The organism is Actinoplanes sp. NPDC048791 (genome assembly GCF_040650095.1).
In the GTDB taxonomy this organism is placed as follows: Bacteria; Actinomycetota; Actinomycetes; order Mycobacteriales; family Micromonosporaceae; genus Actinoplanes.
The window spans coordinates 1-12,310 of sequence record NZ_JBEZGQ010000155.1 but is presented as its reverse complement, the minus strand read 5'-3'; the positions used below and the strand labels follow the sequence as shown (position 1 = coordinate 12,310).

Below are 12,310 nucleotides of genomic sequence, written 5' to 3'. Positions count from 1 at the left end.
ACATGCATGTCAGCACCCGGGCCTACATCTTGCTCAGGCCGGAGGCCTATAGGACGGTGTTCAGCGTCTCCTCGTAGTCGGCCTCGGACTCGGCGTCGCTTCCGTTCGCCTTCGGTGCCGTCTGCGCCCCCCGGGAGGCGGCGGGCCGGCGCCGGTGGGCGCGGCGCTCGGTGGCGCGGTGGGCCAGGTCGGCCCGGTACGCGGTGGGGCCGCCGTTGCGCATCACCTCCCGCGTGATCGTCGACGTCGGACGATCGAGGCGCCGGGCGATCTCGGCGTAGGGGAGGCTGTCGGCCACTCCCAGCGCGATCTGCTGGCGTTCCTGCTGGGTGAGCCTGCCTCCCGGCATCGCGATCTCCTCGGTCCGTGGCTGTTCCGCGCCGCCACCATAGCGTTCACTTCCTGTCCATTGCAATGAAGAGCAAGTGCCCGTTGCATTATGCGGCACAATCATTGCAATGACTTTGCTCGCCTGAGCTGCAATAACGCTTGTTCAGTGCAACAACATTGTTGCCGACTCCAGAAAGGCAACGTAGCGTTTCGCACATCGGAAACAACGAACGAGCTCAGGAGAACACGATGCCGAAGTTCGACACCCCCGCCCCCGTCGCCGCCGTCCTGGACATCCCGGCCGGCCGCATCCAGGTCATCGCCGCCGACCGCGCCGACACCGTCGTCGAGGTGCGACCGGCCGATCCCGCCAAGAACGGCGACCTCCGGACCGCGGAACAGACCACCGTCTCCTACGCCGACGGTGTCCTGCGGATCCAGGCCGCCGCCCCCAAGAGCCCGCTCCTCGGCTCCGCCGGCTCCGTGGAGGTCACCGTGCAACTGCCCGCCGGCTCGCGGATCGAGGCGAGGTCGGCCGCCGCCGAGCTGCGGGGCGTCGGCCGGCTCGGTGACCTCACGGTCGAGGGCGCGTACCGCCGGATCAAGATCGACGAAGCGGGGAGTGTCCGCCTGACCGCGGTCGACGGCGACGTCGAGGTCGGCCGGCTCAACGGCCCGGCGGAGATCAGCACCACCCGGGGCGACATCCGGATCGCGGAGGCGGTACGCGGCACGGTCGTCCTGCGCACCCAGTCCGGCGACATCTCGGTCGGCGCCGCCGCCGGGGTCTCGGCGGTCCTGGACGCCGGCACCGGTCACGGCCGGATCAGCAACACCCTCAAGAACGACGGCACCGCGGAGCTCGACATCCGCGCCACCACCGCCCACGGCGACATCGCCGCCCGGAGCCTCTGATGGAGCTGACCATGAACGAGAACACCACCTGGACCGGCCTGGTGCCGGTCGAGGACACGGCCCTGGCTGTCACCGACACCGGTGGTCCGGGCATCCCCGTCGTCTACCTCAACGGCCAGTTCGCCACCCAGGGATACTGGCGCCGCGTCATCGCGGACCTGGGAACGGGCCGGCGGCACATCACGTACGACGAGCGGGCCCGCGGCAAGTCGAAGCGGTCGGCCGACTACTCGTTCGAGGCGGCCGTCCGGGACGTCGATGCGGTCCTCGCGGCCCGCGGCGTCGACCGGGCGGTGCTGGTGGGCTGGTCCTACGGGGCGGTCGTCGCGGCGCACTGGGCCCACCGGAATCCGGAGCGCACTGTGGGTGCGGTCCTGGTCGACGGCGCGTTCCCGCACGACTGGCTCGACGAGGCCATGGAACTGCGGATCCGCAAGCTGTTCCGGCGGATGAGCTGGTTCCTGCCGCTGCTGCGCCCGACCGGTCTGGCCCCCAGGATGAACGCCGCTCAGCAGGCGGACAGCAACATCGAGCTCGGCCGGCTGTCCCGGGAGCGGGCGCTGGGCCCGGTGCTGGACGGCATCACCGTCCCGGTGCGCTACGTCGTCGCGTCCGGGACGTCCTTCGGCAGTCGCGGTGACGAGCAGGAGAAGATCCGCGCCGGTCTGGACGCCGTGACCAGGCGCAACCCGAACATCCGGATCGCGGCGAAGGTCACCAGCAACCACGGGGCGATCCTCAAGAAGGACCACGCGGCCGTTGCCGACGCCGTCCGTTCGATCGCTGATTAATAATTTCAAGATCGACATAGTGAAAGTTAAGCATCGACCGTGTACAACTGGAGATATGACAGAGCAGGCGATGGACTGGCAGGAGCTGACGAGCCTGACCGGGGGCCGGCCGTTCGTGGTCGAGCGGGTCCGCCTGACCGGCAGTGACATCGCGATCGAGGGTGCGTTCGAGCCGCCGCAACTGGCTCAGCTCACCGTCGAGGACCAGGTCTTCGTCACGGCGTTCGTGCGGTGCCACGGCTCGATCAAGGAGATGGAACGGATCTTCGGGGTCAGCTATCCGACGATCAAGTCCCGGCTCAACCGGATCACCCAGCTGCTCGACTTCGTCGAGACCGATCCGGCGCCGTCCCGGGCCGACGTCATCGACCGGCTGCGCCGCGGTGAGATCACCGCACAGCAGGCACTGTCCGAGCTGGACGGTGACACGTGATGCCGCAGCTGGTGACCGTACGGGTGAACAGCTCGCGCGGCCGCCGCATCCGGATCTGGATCCCGGTCCTGCCCGTGGTGCTCGTCCTCCTGCCCGTCCTCGTCCTCGCCACCCTGGTGGCGGCCGTGGCCTGTCTGGTCCACCGCGTCAGCGTGGCGCGGGCCCTCGGCACCGGGTGGCGCACCGTTTCGGCGCTGCCCGGCACCCGGGTCGACATCGAGCAGGGCCGCACGGCCGTGCTCGTCACCGTCCGATAGGAGAGGTCGCGATGACCGAACAACGCAGGGACATCCTCGACATGCTGGCCGAGGGCAAGATCACCGCTGAGGAGGCCGAGCAGCTCATCGCCGCGCTCGACCGGGCCCGCCCGGCGCCGGCGCCGGGCCTCGAGGTCCGGCCCGGCGGCAAGGTGAAGTATCTGCGGGTGGTGGTGGACTCCGTGGACAACGGCGAGCGTGGCCGGGTCAACGTGCGGGTGCCGTTGCAACTGCTGCGCGCCGGGGTGCGACTGGCCGCTCTGATCCCGCCGCAGGCCCTGGGTCAGGCCAACGCCGAGCTGAGCAAGGCGGGCGTGCCGTTCGACCTCACCCAGCTCAAACCGGAACAGCTCGAGGCGCTCGTGGACCACCTCGACGAGATGACCGTCGAGGTGGACCAGCCCGACGCCAAAGTGCGCGTCTTCTGCGAGTAGGCCACGGATCACCCGACGCGGACCGGGAGATTCTCGACGCGGTTGCGCGGGTGCGGCCTGCGGTGGCTGATCCGGCGGCGGACCAGTTCGATGAGGCCGCCCAGGGCGAACGACAGCCCCAGACCCACGCCGAGACCCAGCAGCGGGTTCTCGACGAACGCCGCGCCGCCCACGAAGCCCAGCCCCGCCGTGTACACGGCCCAGGCCAGCGCCGCGATCGCCGAGGCGGGGCTGAACTTGGACAGCGGCAGCCGGGCCGTGCCGCAGGCCAGGTTCATCGTCACCCGGCCGCCCGGCAGGAACCGCGACATCACGATCAGCAGGCCGGTACGCCGGTCGAGCTGCCGCCCCGCCGCCGCGACGGCCCGGCTGACGTGCCGGGAGCGGTTGATCAACCGGGGGCCGAGGACACTGCGGCTGAGGCCGTACGCGAGGTGGTCGCCGAGGAAGACACCCAGGGCGGTGGCCAGCACGACCAGCACCAGGTTCGGCGTGCCCGCGTGGGCGAAGACGCCGGACGCCAGCACCACAGCCTCGGAGGGGATCATCGGCACCACGCCGTCCAGGCTGCACAGGCCCGCGAGCAGCGGGTAGAGCAGCGGAGACGTCATCACCGGGCCGGCCAGACTCATCAGATCCATGGGCCGAAGCGTGAGCGCGGGGTACCGCGGCGGGCGTCGATCTCCGGTACCGGCGTGCGTCACCCCCGGGTAGGGGGTCGGATACCTCTGCGGTTGGACGCCGCGCGGGACCGATCTCGGTAGTGTCGCTGCGTGATGGCGCGTGCGGAGACGAAGCAGGAGCACGGCCGGCGCCGGCTGATGCTCTCGCGCCTGCCGCGGGCGGTGAGGGCGATCGGGCACGCGTTCGGGCATGTCCGCCCCGTCGTGGCCAGGGTCGCCGGGCCGGCGGCCGGTTCCGTGGCGGGCCTGGGCCGGCGCAACCGCCCGGTGCTGACGTGGCTGCTGCCGTGGCTGATCGCCGGCTTCCTCGCGTTCACGCTGCTGCCGCTCAACGTGACGCTGGCGGTCACCCAGTTCGACGTGCTCCCGCTGATCGCGTTCGTGGCGGGCATCGCGCAGAGCGCCGCGCTGGTGCTGATCCTGCTGCGGCCCCGGGCGGCGACCGTGCTGCAGTTCGTGGCCGTCGCGGTGTTCGCGGTGGCCATCCCGCCCGACTCCGGGTCGACCTGGCCGCTCACCGTGACCGGCCTGTTCACTCTGGTCGCGCACATCGCGCTGGTCGCCGCCTGGGCCGGCCGGCGGACGGCGCTGGTGACCTGGTCGGGCAGCGTGCTGCTGCTGACCGTGGTGGCGCTGCTCGATCCGCGGGGCCGGACCCTCACGGACGGGCTGACGATGATGATCCTCTACCCGATCCTGTCGACCCTCGCCCTCGGCGCCGTGCTGATGATCCGGGGCTGGCAGGAGGTCCGCCGGGAACTGGCCGACGCGCGGCACGACGTCGAGGTCGAGCAGAGCCAGCGGGCGGTCGCCGAGGAACGCACCCGGATCGCCCGCGAGCTGCACGACGTCGTCGCGCACAGCATGTCGGTGATCCACATGCAGGCCACCTCGGCGTCGTACCGGATCAAGGACCTGGATCCGGAGAGCAAGGCCGAGTTCGCCCGGATCGCCGCCGGCGCGCGGTCGACCATGCGCGAGATGCGCCAGCTGCTGGCCGTGCTGCGCGACGAGAGCGCCGACCCCGAGCTCACGCCGGTGCCCGGGCTGGGCCGGCTGCCCGAGCTGATCGAGTCGGCCGGTCGCGCGGGCGTGCCGGTCGAGCTGCGCGAGGCGGAGACGGTACGCGAGGCAGCACTCCCGGAGAGCGTCGCCCTCGCGGCATACCGGATCATCCAGGAGTCGCTGAGCAACGTCATCCGGCACGCGCCCGGCGCCCGTACCACGATCTGTCTCGACGTCGAAGGTCCTGATCTTGTGCTCACGGTGGTGAACGACGCGGCGGCGCAGCCGGCGCAGTCCATGGAGGGGCCCGGCCGGGCCAGTCACGGGCTGCCCGGGATGCGCGAGCGGGTCCGGCTGGTCGGCGGTTCCCTGACCGCCGGCCCGCGCGCCGAGGGCGGCTACCGGGTCGAGGCGAAGCTGCCGATCGGGGGCGACGAGTGATCCGCACGCTGATCGTGGACGACCAGTCGATGATCCGGGTCGGCATCCGCGCGATCCTGGAGGCGCAGGACGACATCACGGTCGTCGGCGAGGCGGAGAACGGCCGGCTCGGGGTGCAGCGCTCGCGCAGCCTGCGCCCGGACGTCGTGCTGATGGACGTCCGGATGCCGGTGCTGGACGGGCTGGCCGCGACCCGGGAGCTGCTCGGCCCGGACCGCGCCGAGGGGCACACGCCGCGGGTGCTGATGCTGACGACGTTCGACCTCGACGACTACATCTATGCCGCGTTGCAGGCCGGCGCGAGCGGTTTCCTGCTCAAGGACAGCGAGCCCGAGGACCTGCTGCGGGCCGTCCGCGTGGTGGCCGGCGGCGAGGCGCTGCTGGCGCCCAGCATCACCCGCCGGCTCATCGAGAACTTCGTCTCCGCCCGGCCGCGGCGCCCGGCCGGCGCCACCGCGCTCAACGGCCTCACCGACCGGGAACGGGAGGTCCTGCGCCTGCTCGCGCTGGGCCGGTCGAACGCCGAGATCGCCGCGTCGCTGTTCATCGCCGAGCAGACCACCAAGACCCATGTGAGCCGGATCCTGCAGAAGCTGGGCCTGCGCGACCGCGTCCAGGCCGTGGTCTTCGGCTACGAGACCGGCCTGGTCACCCCCGGCGGCCAGGCCTGAGGCGGCGCCGTCAGCCCTTGCGGCCGACGGCGGCCCACAGGTTGATGTCCGAGGTCGCGGGGATGTCGGCGCCGGGCTCCGGCCGCCACTCGCTGGCCGGCACCACGCCGGGCTCGACCAGCTCCAGTCCCTCGAAGAGCTCGGTGAACTCCGCGCGGCTGCGGGTCCAGACATCGGACTTGCCCTGCTCGACCAGCTGCTGATAGAGCGCCTGCTGCTCGGGGGTGCCGAAGTCGGAGGTGGCGTGCGTGGCGACCAGATAGCTGCCCGGCGGCAGCGCGTCGACCAGCCGGCGCACGATCGGCCGGGCCGCGCCGTGGCCGTGGATGAAGTGCAGGACGGCGATCAGCATCAGGCCGACCGGCTGCGTCAGGTCGAGCGTCTCGTGCAGGACCCGGTCGTCGAGGATCGCGTCCGGATCGTTGAGGTCGGCCTCGATGTAGGCGGTCCGGCCCTCGGGACTGCTGTCGAGCAGGGCCCGGGCGTGCACCATGACGAGCGGGTCGTTGTCGACGTAGACGATCCGGCTGTCGGGGGCGTGCCGCTGGGCCACCTGGTGGGTGTTGTCCGCGGTCGGCAGGCCGGTGCCGATGTCGAGGAACTGGCGGATCCCGGCCTCCGCGGCGAGGAACCGGGTGGCCCGCTGCAGCAGCGCCCGGTTGGCCAGCGCGCCCAGGCGTACCTTCGGGAACAGCCGTTCGAGCTCGTCGCCGGAGGCCCGGTCGGCGGCGAAGTTGTCCTTGCCGCCGAGCCAGTAGTTGTAGCGCCGGGCGGGATGCGCCTTGGTCGGGTCGATGCCAGGGGTCGCTGCGCTCGTGTCCACGGCGAAACGATATCGCCGACCGCGCCGCGCCGCGCCGACGGTCCACCCCATGGGTGCCTGGTACGTGAGCCGGTCGCGGGGCTCTAGGCTTCACGTGTGGTGAATGCCGAGGGCATCAAGGACACCGAGCGGTTGCGCCGGCTCGAGGCCGTCACCGACATGGCCCTGTCGAGGATGCCCGCCGCCGATCTGCTCGACGAGCTCCTCGACCGCGTCCGGGATCTGCTCGGCGTCGACACCGCGGTCATCCTGCTGGTGGACGTCCACTCCCGTCAGCTCGTCGCCACCGCCGCGAAGGGCCTCGAGGAGGAGGTGGAGCAGGGTTTCCGGGTGGCGATCGGCCGAGGTTTCGCCGGCCGGGTCGCGCAGACCCGGCAGCCGGTCGCCATCGACGACGTCACCCCCGACGACGTCGTGAATCCCATCCTGCTCGACAAGGGCGTCAGGTCGCTGCTGGGTGTGCCGATCCTCGCCGGTGACGAGGTGGTCGGCGTCCTGCACATCGGCAGCCTCACCCCGCGGGTGTTCACCACCGACGACGTGCACCTGCTGCAACTCGTCGCGGACCGGGCCAGCCGGGCCGGGCAGATCCGGTCCAACAAGCTCGACCAGGCGGCTGCGCTGGCCCTGCAACGCAGTCTGCTGCCCACCCTCCTGCCGGGAGCCGCGGGCGTGGACCTGGCCGCCCGCTACGTGCCGGGGCACGACTTCGGCATCGGCGGGGACTGGTACGACGTCTTCGCGCTCCCGTCCGGCTGGCTGGGCGTGGTCATCGGGGACGTGTCCGGGCACGGCCTGGCCTCGGCCGTCGTGATGGGCCGGGTCCGCAGCGCGCTGCGCGCGTACGCCCTGGTCTCCGACGATCCGGCCGAGGTGCTCACGTTGCTGGACCGCAAGGTTCATCACTTCGAGACCGGCAACCTCACCACCGCGCTGTACGCGATGATCAGTCCCGACCGCACCGCCGTGCACATCTCGCTGGCGGGACACCTGCCACCGATCCTGGCCGTGCCGGGACAACCGGCGGGCGTGCCGTACATCCCCGTCGGCCCGCCGCTGGGCATCGGCCGCCCGGCCCGGGTCCGCACCACCACGATCATCGACTTCCCGCCCGGCGCGGTCCTGGTCAGCTACACCGACGGGCTGGTCGAGCACCGCGGGGAGATCATCGACGTGGGGATCAAGCGGCTGGCCGACGCGATCCGGCCGGACGCCGCCGAGACGGTCTGCGACGCGATCATGGCGAGCTCCGGCACCGAACAACCCACCGACGACATCGCCGTGCTCGTCGTCCGCCGCTGCCCCTGAAGCCGTCAGCGGGTCGCGGCGGCGGTGCCGGTCTGGTCGGTCAGCGGCACCTCGGCCCAGACGACCTTGCCGTGGCCGCTGGGACGGGCCCCCCACTCCCGCGTCAACGCGCCGACCAGCAGCAGCCCCCGTCCGCCGATGCGGCGAGGATCCGGCCCGTAGGCGCGGGGCAGCTCGGAGCTGGTGTCGGTGACCTCGATCCGGACGGCGTCGGCGCGCCGGTGCAGCAGCAGCTCACCGCCGTTGCCGGTGTGCTGCACGACGTTCTCCACCAGCTCGGTGATCACCAGCAGGGTGTCGTCGACCAGCTCGGGGGTCTGCCACTGGCCGAGGACCGTACGGGCGTACTGCCGCAGAGCCGCGTAGTCGGTGCGGTGAGCGAACGACAGCCGCATCGGGTCCATGACAGCTTTCTACCCTCCGCGACGTCGATTACGCCCGCCGGGGGTCCGCACGGTCGGTCATGAATGCGACTCACGCTGGGCTTCAAGCCGCGTGACGAACGAGATCACGGCGGCGGAGCCGTCCTCGGCGCGGATCCGGCGGGCGAGCTCGGTGGTGCGTTCACCCGCGGCGACGTTGTCGGCGGCCGTGAGCTCGCCGCCGGCCGGCCGGCCCGGTGGCGGGAACTCCCCGGTGGGGACCCCGGGCGCCAGATAGACGCCCGCGCTGGGGATGCCGAGGCCCGCGGCGACCAGGCGGCTCAGCGGGGCCGGTCCGAAGGCCGTGAGCAGAACGTCGGTGCCGGCCGCCGCGGCGGACAGGACGCCCTCGCCCAGCTCGTCGAGGAACGCGGCGAAGACCGAATGGGCGGCCTCGGGAGAGGGGGCGGCCGTGAAAGGCGCGACATCGCCGCGCGAACCGGCCGTCACGATCAACACCCGCATCCCGGCCTCCTCGCATCGATCATGTTAGTTCTGGTTCTTGCGGGGCACTGCCGGGCCACAGGTGAATGGTGACTGCGCCCGGAGGCCGAGATGAGCCAGACCGATCAGGACGGGCCGGAGGCGCAGCTGTCGCCGCCGCGGCGCGAGGCCCGGCTGACGGGTTCGGTGATCGTGGTCGCGCTCGTCTCCGCCGTCTCCGGCCTGCTCTACGGCTACGACACCGGCATCATCTCCGGCGCCCTGCTGCAGATCGGCGAGGACTTCGGCATCGGTCACCTGTGGGAGCAGGTGATCGCCGCGTCGATCCTGGTGGGCGCCGTCATCGGGGCGCTGACCTGCAGCCGGCTGGCCGAACGCCGGGGCCGGCACGGCACGCTGCTGCTCATCGGCATCGTCTTCGTCGTCGGGTCGCTGGCCGCCTCGCTCTCCCCGGATCCGGTCACCCTGTCGCTGAGCCGCCTGGTCCTGGGCTTCGCGGTCGGCGGCGCCACGCAGACCGCCCCGGTGTACGTCGCCGAGCTCGCGCCGACCGCCTACCGGGGCCGGCTGGTGCTGTTCTTCCAGATCGCGATCGGTGGCGGCATCGTCATCGCCACCGTCGTCGGCGCGGCCCGGGTCATCGACTGGCGCGTCGCGATCGGGATGGCCGCCGTGCCCGCCGCGATCATGTTCGCCCTAATGCTGCGGCTGCCGGAGAGCCCGCGCTGGCTCGCCCGGGAAGGTCACGCCGACCGTGCCCGGGAGGCCCTCGCGCGGGTCCGGCACCCGGACAGTGACCTGTCCGGCGAGTTCGAGGAGATCAAGGCCAACGTACGGGCCGAGAAGCAGGCCAGCACCCGTGGCTGGGCCGGGCTCCGGGCCGCGTGGGTGCGGCCGGCCCTCGTGGTCGGCTGCGGGCTGGCGATCTTCACCCAGCTGTCCGGCATCGAGATGATCGTCTACTACACGCCCACGATCCTCACCGACAACGGCTTCTCCGACTCCACGGCGCTGCGGGTCTCCGTCGCGCTGGGCCTGACGTACCTGATCGCCCAGCTCGTCGGGCTGGTCATCATCGACCGGGTCGGCCGGCGGCGGCTGACCTTGCTGACCCTGCCCTGCGCCGCGGCCGCCCTCGTGGTGCTCGGCTGGTTCTTCGTCTCCGGCAACGACGGCAAGTCGATGGTGCCGTGGATCATCGCCACGCTGATCGCCTTCATGGCCTTCACCGCCGGTGGCATCCAGCTCATGGGCTGGCTGACCGGATCGGAGATCTATCCGCTGGCCACCCGGGCGGCGGGCGCCGCGGCCCAGTCCGCGTCGCTGTGGGGCACCAACGTGCTGATCACCCTGACCCTGCTCAGCACGATGAAGGCGATCGGCACGGGCCAGACCTTCTGGATGTACGCGGCGTTCAACGTCATCGCCTTCCTCTTCCTGTACCGCAAGATGCCCGAGCTGACCGGCCGCAGCCTCGAGCAGATCGAGGATCACCTGGCGAACGGGAGGTTCAAGCCCGCCGACTTCGCCCGACACCCGTGACACTGGGAGGGTGAGACGAGAGCCGAGCATTCTGCATGTGGATCTCGATGCGATGTTCGCCGCCGTCGAGCAGCGCGACAAGGTGTCCCTGCGGGGCCGGCCGGTCATCGTCGGTGGGGTCGCCGGGCGGGGGGTGGTCGCGACCGCCTCCTACGAGGCCCGCGCGTACGGGGCCCGGTCCGCGATGCCCACCGCGGAGGCCCGGCGGCGGTGCCCGCCCGGGACGGCGTTCCTGGCACCTCGCTTCGGCGCGTACCGCCGGACCAGTGAGGTCTTCCTGGCGTTGCTGGCCGACGTGTCGCCCGTGGTGGAGCAGGTCTCCATCGACGAGGCGTACCTCGATCTCGCCGCCGGTGACCACGACCTGTCCACCGCCGGGGTCACCGCGGTCGCGCGGCGGCTCAAGGCCGCCGTCGCCGAGGCGACCGGCGGGATCACCGGCTCGGTCGGGGCCGCCTCCTCCAAGCTTCTCGCCAAGATCGGCTCTGACCTGCGCAAACCCGACGGGCTGCTGGTCGTCGCGGCCGGTGAGGAACGCGCGGTGCTGCACCCGCTGCCGGTCGGGCGGCTGCCGGGGGTCGGGCCCACGACCCAGGAACGGCTCCGCCGCGCTCAGGTCCACACGGTCGGTCAGCTCGCCGCGGTGGCCCTGCCCGATCTGATCGAGTGGTTCGGCCAGGCCCACGGCGCCGGGCTGTACCGGCTGGCCCGCGCCGACGACGACCGCACCGTGGTGACCGAACGGGAGGCGAAGTCGGTGTCCGCCGAGGAGACCTTCGACGTCGACGTGGCCGACCGGGCCCGGCTGGTCCGGGAACTGGACCTGCTCGCCGCCCGGGTCGGCGGCCGGTTGCGGGCCGGCGGGATCTCCGGGCGGACCGTCACCGTCAAGATCCGGCACCACGACTTCACCACGATCACCCGGTCGCTGACCCGGGACCAGCCCACCGACGACCCCCGGCTGGTCGCCGAGCTGGCCCGGTGGCTGCTGGCCGACGTCGACACCGCGGCCGGCATCCGGCTGCTCGGGGTCGGGATGACCACGCTGACCGACTTCGCGCAGGACGACCTGTTCACCTCGTCGGCACCCGCCACGCCGGACGTCGATGCGGCCGTCGCGGCGCCGGCGGAGGTGGCGCCGTCCGGGCCCGCCGAGCCCGTGTCGACGCAGTGGCGGCCCGGGCAGGACGTCCGGCACGACGAGCACGGACCGGGCTGGGTCTGGGGCAGCGGGCTGGGCCGGGTCACCGTCCGCTTCGAGGGTCCCACCACGCCGCCGGGACCCGTGCGGACGTTCGCGGTCGACGACCCGAAGCTGCATCCGGCCGAGCCGCCGGACTGGACCGCACCCGTCATCGGCTGAGCCGGTTCGGGTCGACGGTGGTCACGGCCGTCTGCGCGTCCAGCTCCCAACCCTTCCCGTACGCCGCGGCGAAAGAGTCCTCGCCCAGCGCGGCCCGGCCCCGGCGGCTCAGCTCGCGGACCTGCCGATCGGTGCGGTCGTGCGCGCCGCGCAACCGGGAAGCGGCGCCGAGCAGGACGGCCGACTCGTGATGATGCCCGTACGCCTCGGCGAGGGCGGCGGTGTGCACTGCCACCTGGGCCAGGATCGGCAGGTCGCCGGTGCGCCGCGCGGCCGCGTAGGCCTGGGTCAGCGCCCGTTGCGCGCCGGCCCGGTCACCAGCCGCCAGCAGCAGCCCGGCGCGCACGCCGCCGACCATCGTGCGCGCGTGGTCAGCGGGGAACGGGGAGTCGCCGCGCAGTCCCTCTTCGGCGGCGTCGAGCAGCTCCCGCGCCCGGTCCGGGTCGCC

14 protein-coding genes and 3 pseudogenes are annotated in these 12,310 nt (G+C 72.1%); 10 read left to right on the top strand and 7 right to left on the bottom strand.

Annotation, left to right across the window (positions count from 1 at the left end):
- Positions 1-142: 142 nt before the first annotated feature.
- Positions 143-271: pseudogene (locus AB0C29_RS14565) on the bottom strand (helix-turn-helix domain-containing protein); the annotation flags it as partial.
- Positions 272-349, bottom strand: a pseudogene (locus tag AB0C29_RS14560) (MarR family transcriptional regulator); the annotation flags it as partial.
- A gap of 230 nt (positions 350-579) precedes the next feature.
- Between AB0C29_RS14560 and AB0C29_RS14555 the strand changes: the two are divergent.
- The 5 genes from AB0C29_RS14555 to AB0C29_RS14535 are packed head-to-tail and all read left to right on the top strand — an operon-like array spanning position 580 to position 3,160.
- Positions 580-1,245 carry a DUF4097 family beta strand repeat-containing protein gene (locus AB0C29_RS14555; protein WP_360820207.1) on the top strand — a complete coding sequence of 222 codons (666 nt, stop codon included), beginning with the start codon at positions 580-582 and terminating at the stop codon, positions 1,243-1,245.
- Positions 1,245-2,036: an alpha/beta hydrolase gene (locus AB0C29_RS14550; protein ID WP_360820205.1), complete on the top strand. Its 792-nt coding sequence runs from the start codon at positions 1,245-1,247 to the stop codon at positions 2,034-2,036. The genes AB0C29_RS14555 and AB0C29_RS14550 overlap by 1 nt, the downstream gene beginning before the upstream one ends.
- 55 nt (positions 2,037-2,091) lie before the next feature.
- Positions 2,092-2,469: a DUF2089 domain-containing protein gene (locus tag AB0C29_RS14545; protein WP_360820202.1), complete on the top strand. Its 378-nt coding sequence runs from the start codon at positions 2,092-2,094 to the stop codon at positions 2,467-2,469.
- Positions 2,469-2,726: a hypothetical protein gene (locus AB0C29_RS14540; protein ID WP_360820199.1), complete on the top strand. Its 258-nt coding sequence runs from the start codon at positions 2,469-2,471 to the stop codon at positions 2,724-2,726. The genes AB0C29_RS14545 and AB0C29_RS14540 overlap by 1 nt, the downstream gene beginning before the upstream one ends.
- A gap of 11 nt (positions 2,727-2,737) precedes the next feature.
- Positions 2,738-3,160, top strand: a complete 423-nt coding sequence (locus tag AB0C29_RS14535) for an SHOCT-like domain-containing protein (protein WP_360820196.1) — start codon at positions 2,738-2,740, stop codon at positions 3,158-3,160.
- An 8-nt stretch (positions 3,161-3,168) separates the two neighbouring features.
- Here AB0C29_RS14535 and AB0C29_RS14530 read toward each other — a convergent pair whose 3' ends face one another.
- Complete coding sequence (locus tag AB0C29_RS14530) at positions 3,169-3,801, bottom strand: VTT domain-containing protein (protein WP_360820193.1); 633 nt, start codon at positions 3,799-3,801, stop codon at positions 3,169-3,171.
- 135 nt (positions 3,802-3,936) lie between these two features.
- Here AB0C29_RS14530 and AB0C29_RS14525 point away from each other — a divergent pair, with 135 nt between their 5' ends.
- Both AB0C29_RS14525 and AB0C29_RS14520 read left to right on the top strand, forming a co-directional pair.
- The gene (locus tag AB0C29_RS14525) at positions 3,937-5,289 is read left to right on the top strand and encodes a histidine kinase (protein WP_360820210.1); all 1,353 of its coding nucleotides are present in this window, start codon (positions 3,937-3,939) and stop codon (positions 5,287-5,289) included.
- Positions 5,286-5,960 (top strand): response regulator transcription factor, encoded by a 675-nt coding sequence (locus AB0C29_RS14520; RefSeq protein ID WP_360820190.1) that lies wholly within the window; start codon positions 5,286-5,288, stop codon positions 5,958-5,960. Before AB0C29_RS14525 ends, AB0C29_RS14520 begins: the two co-directional genes overlap by 4 nt.
- A 10-nt stretch (positions 5,961-5,970) precedes the next feature.
- On the opposite strand, the gene AB0C29_RS14515 is transcribed toward AB0C29_RS14520, so the two are convergent.
- Positions 5,971-6,783 (bottom strand): SAM-dependent methyltransferase, encoded by an 813-nt coding sequence (locus AB0C29_RS14515; RefSeq protein WP_360820187.1) that lies wholly within the window; start codon positions 6,781-6,783, stop codon positions 5,971-5,973.
- A 96-nt stretch (positions 6,784-6,879) separates the two neighbouring features.
- Between AB0C29_RS14515 and AB0C29_RS14510 the strand changes: the two genes are divergently transcribed.
- Entirely contained in the window at positions 6,880-8,091 is a 1,212-nt protein-coding gene (locus tag AB0C29_RS14510; RefSeq protein ID WP_360820184.1) for a GAF domain-containing SpoIIE family protein phosphatase, read from the top strand.
- A gap of 5 nt (positions 8,092-8,096) precedes the next feature.
- Here the strand turns inward: AB0C29_RS14510 and AB0C29_RS14505 are convergent, their stop codons facing one another.
- Both AB0C29_RS14505 and AB0C29_RS14500 read right to left on the bottom strand, forming a co-directional pair.
- The gene (locus AB0C29_RS14505) at positions 8,097-8,486 is read right to left on the bottom strand and encodes an ATP-binding protein (RefSeq protein WP_360820181.1); all 390 of its coding nucleotides are present in this window, start codon (positions 8,484-8,486) and stop codon (positions 8,097-8,099) included.
- Positions 8,487-8,552: 66 nt separating this feature from the next.
- A complete protein-coding gene (locus AB0C29_RS14500; protein ID WP_360820178.1) occupies positions 8,553-8,978 on the bottom strand; it encodes a hypothetical protein in 426 nt (141 codons plus the stop codon).
- Between the two features lie 90 nt (positions 8,979-9,068).
- Here AB0C29_RS14500 and AB0C29_RS14495 point away from each other — a divergent pair, with 90 nt between their 5' ends.
- A complete protein-coding gene (locus tag AB0C29_RS14495; protein ID WP_360820175.1) occupies positions 9,069-10,499 on the top strand; it encodes a sugar porter family MFS transporter in 1,431 nt (476 codons plus the stop codon).
- 10 nt (positions 10,500-10,509) lie between these two features.
- A complete protein-coding gene (locus AB0C29_RS14490) occupies positions 10,510-11,862 on the top strand; it encodes a DNA polymerase IV (RefSeq protein ID WP_360820172.1) in 1,353 nt (450 codons plus the stop codon).
- Here AB0C29_RS14490 and AB0C29_RS14485 read toward each other — a convergent pair.
- A pseudogene (locus AB0C29_RS14485) lies at positions 11,852-12,310 on the bottom strand (AfsR/SARP family transcriptional regulator); the annotation flags it as partial. The gene AB0C29_RS14490 and the pseudogene AB0C29_RS14485 sit on opposite strands and share 11 nt — an antisense overlap.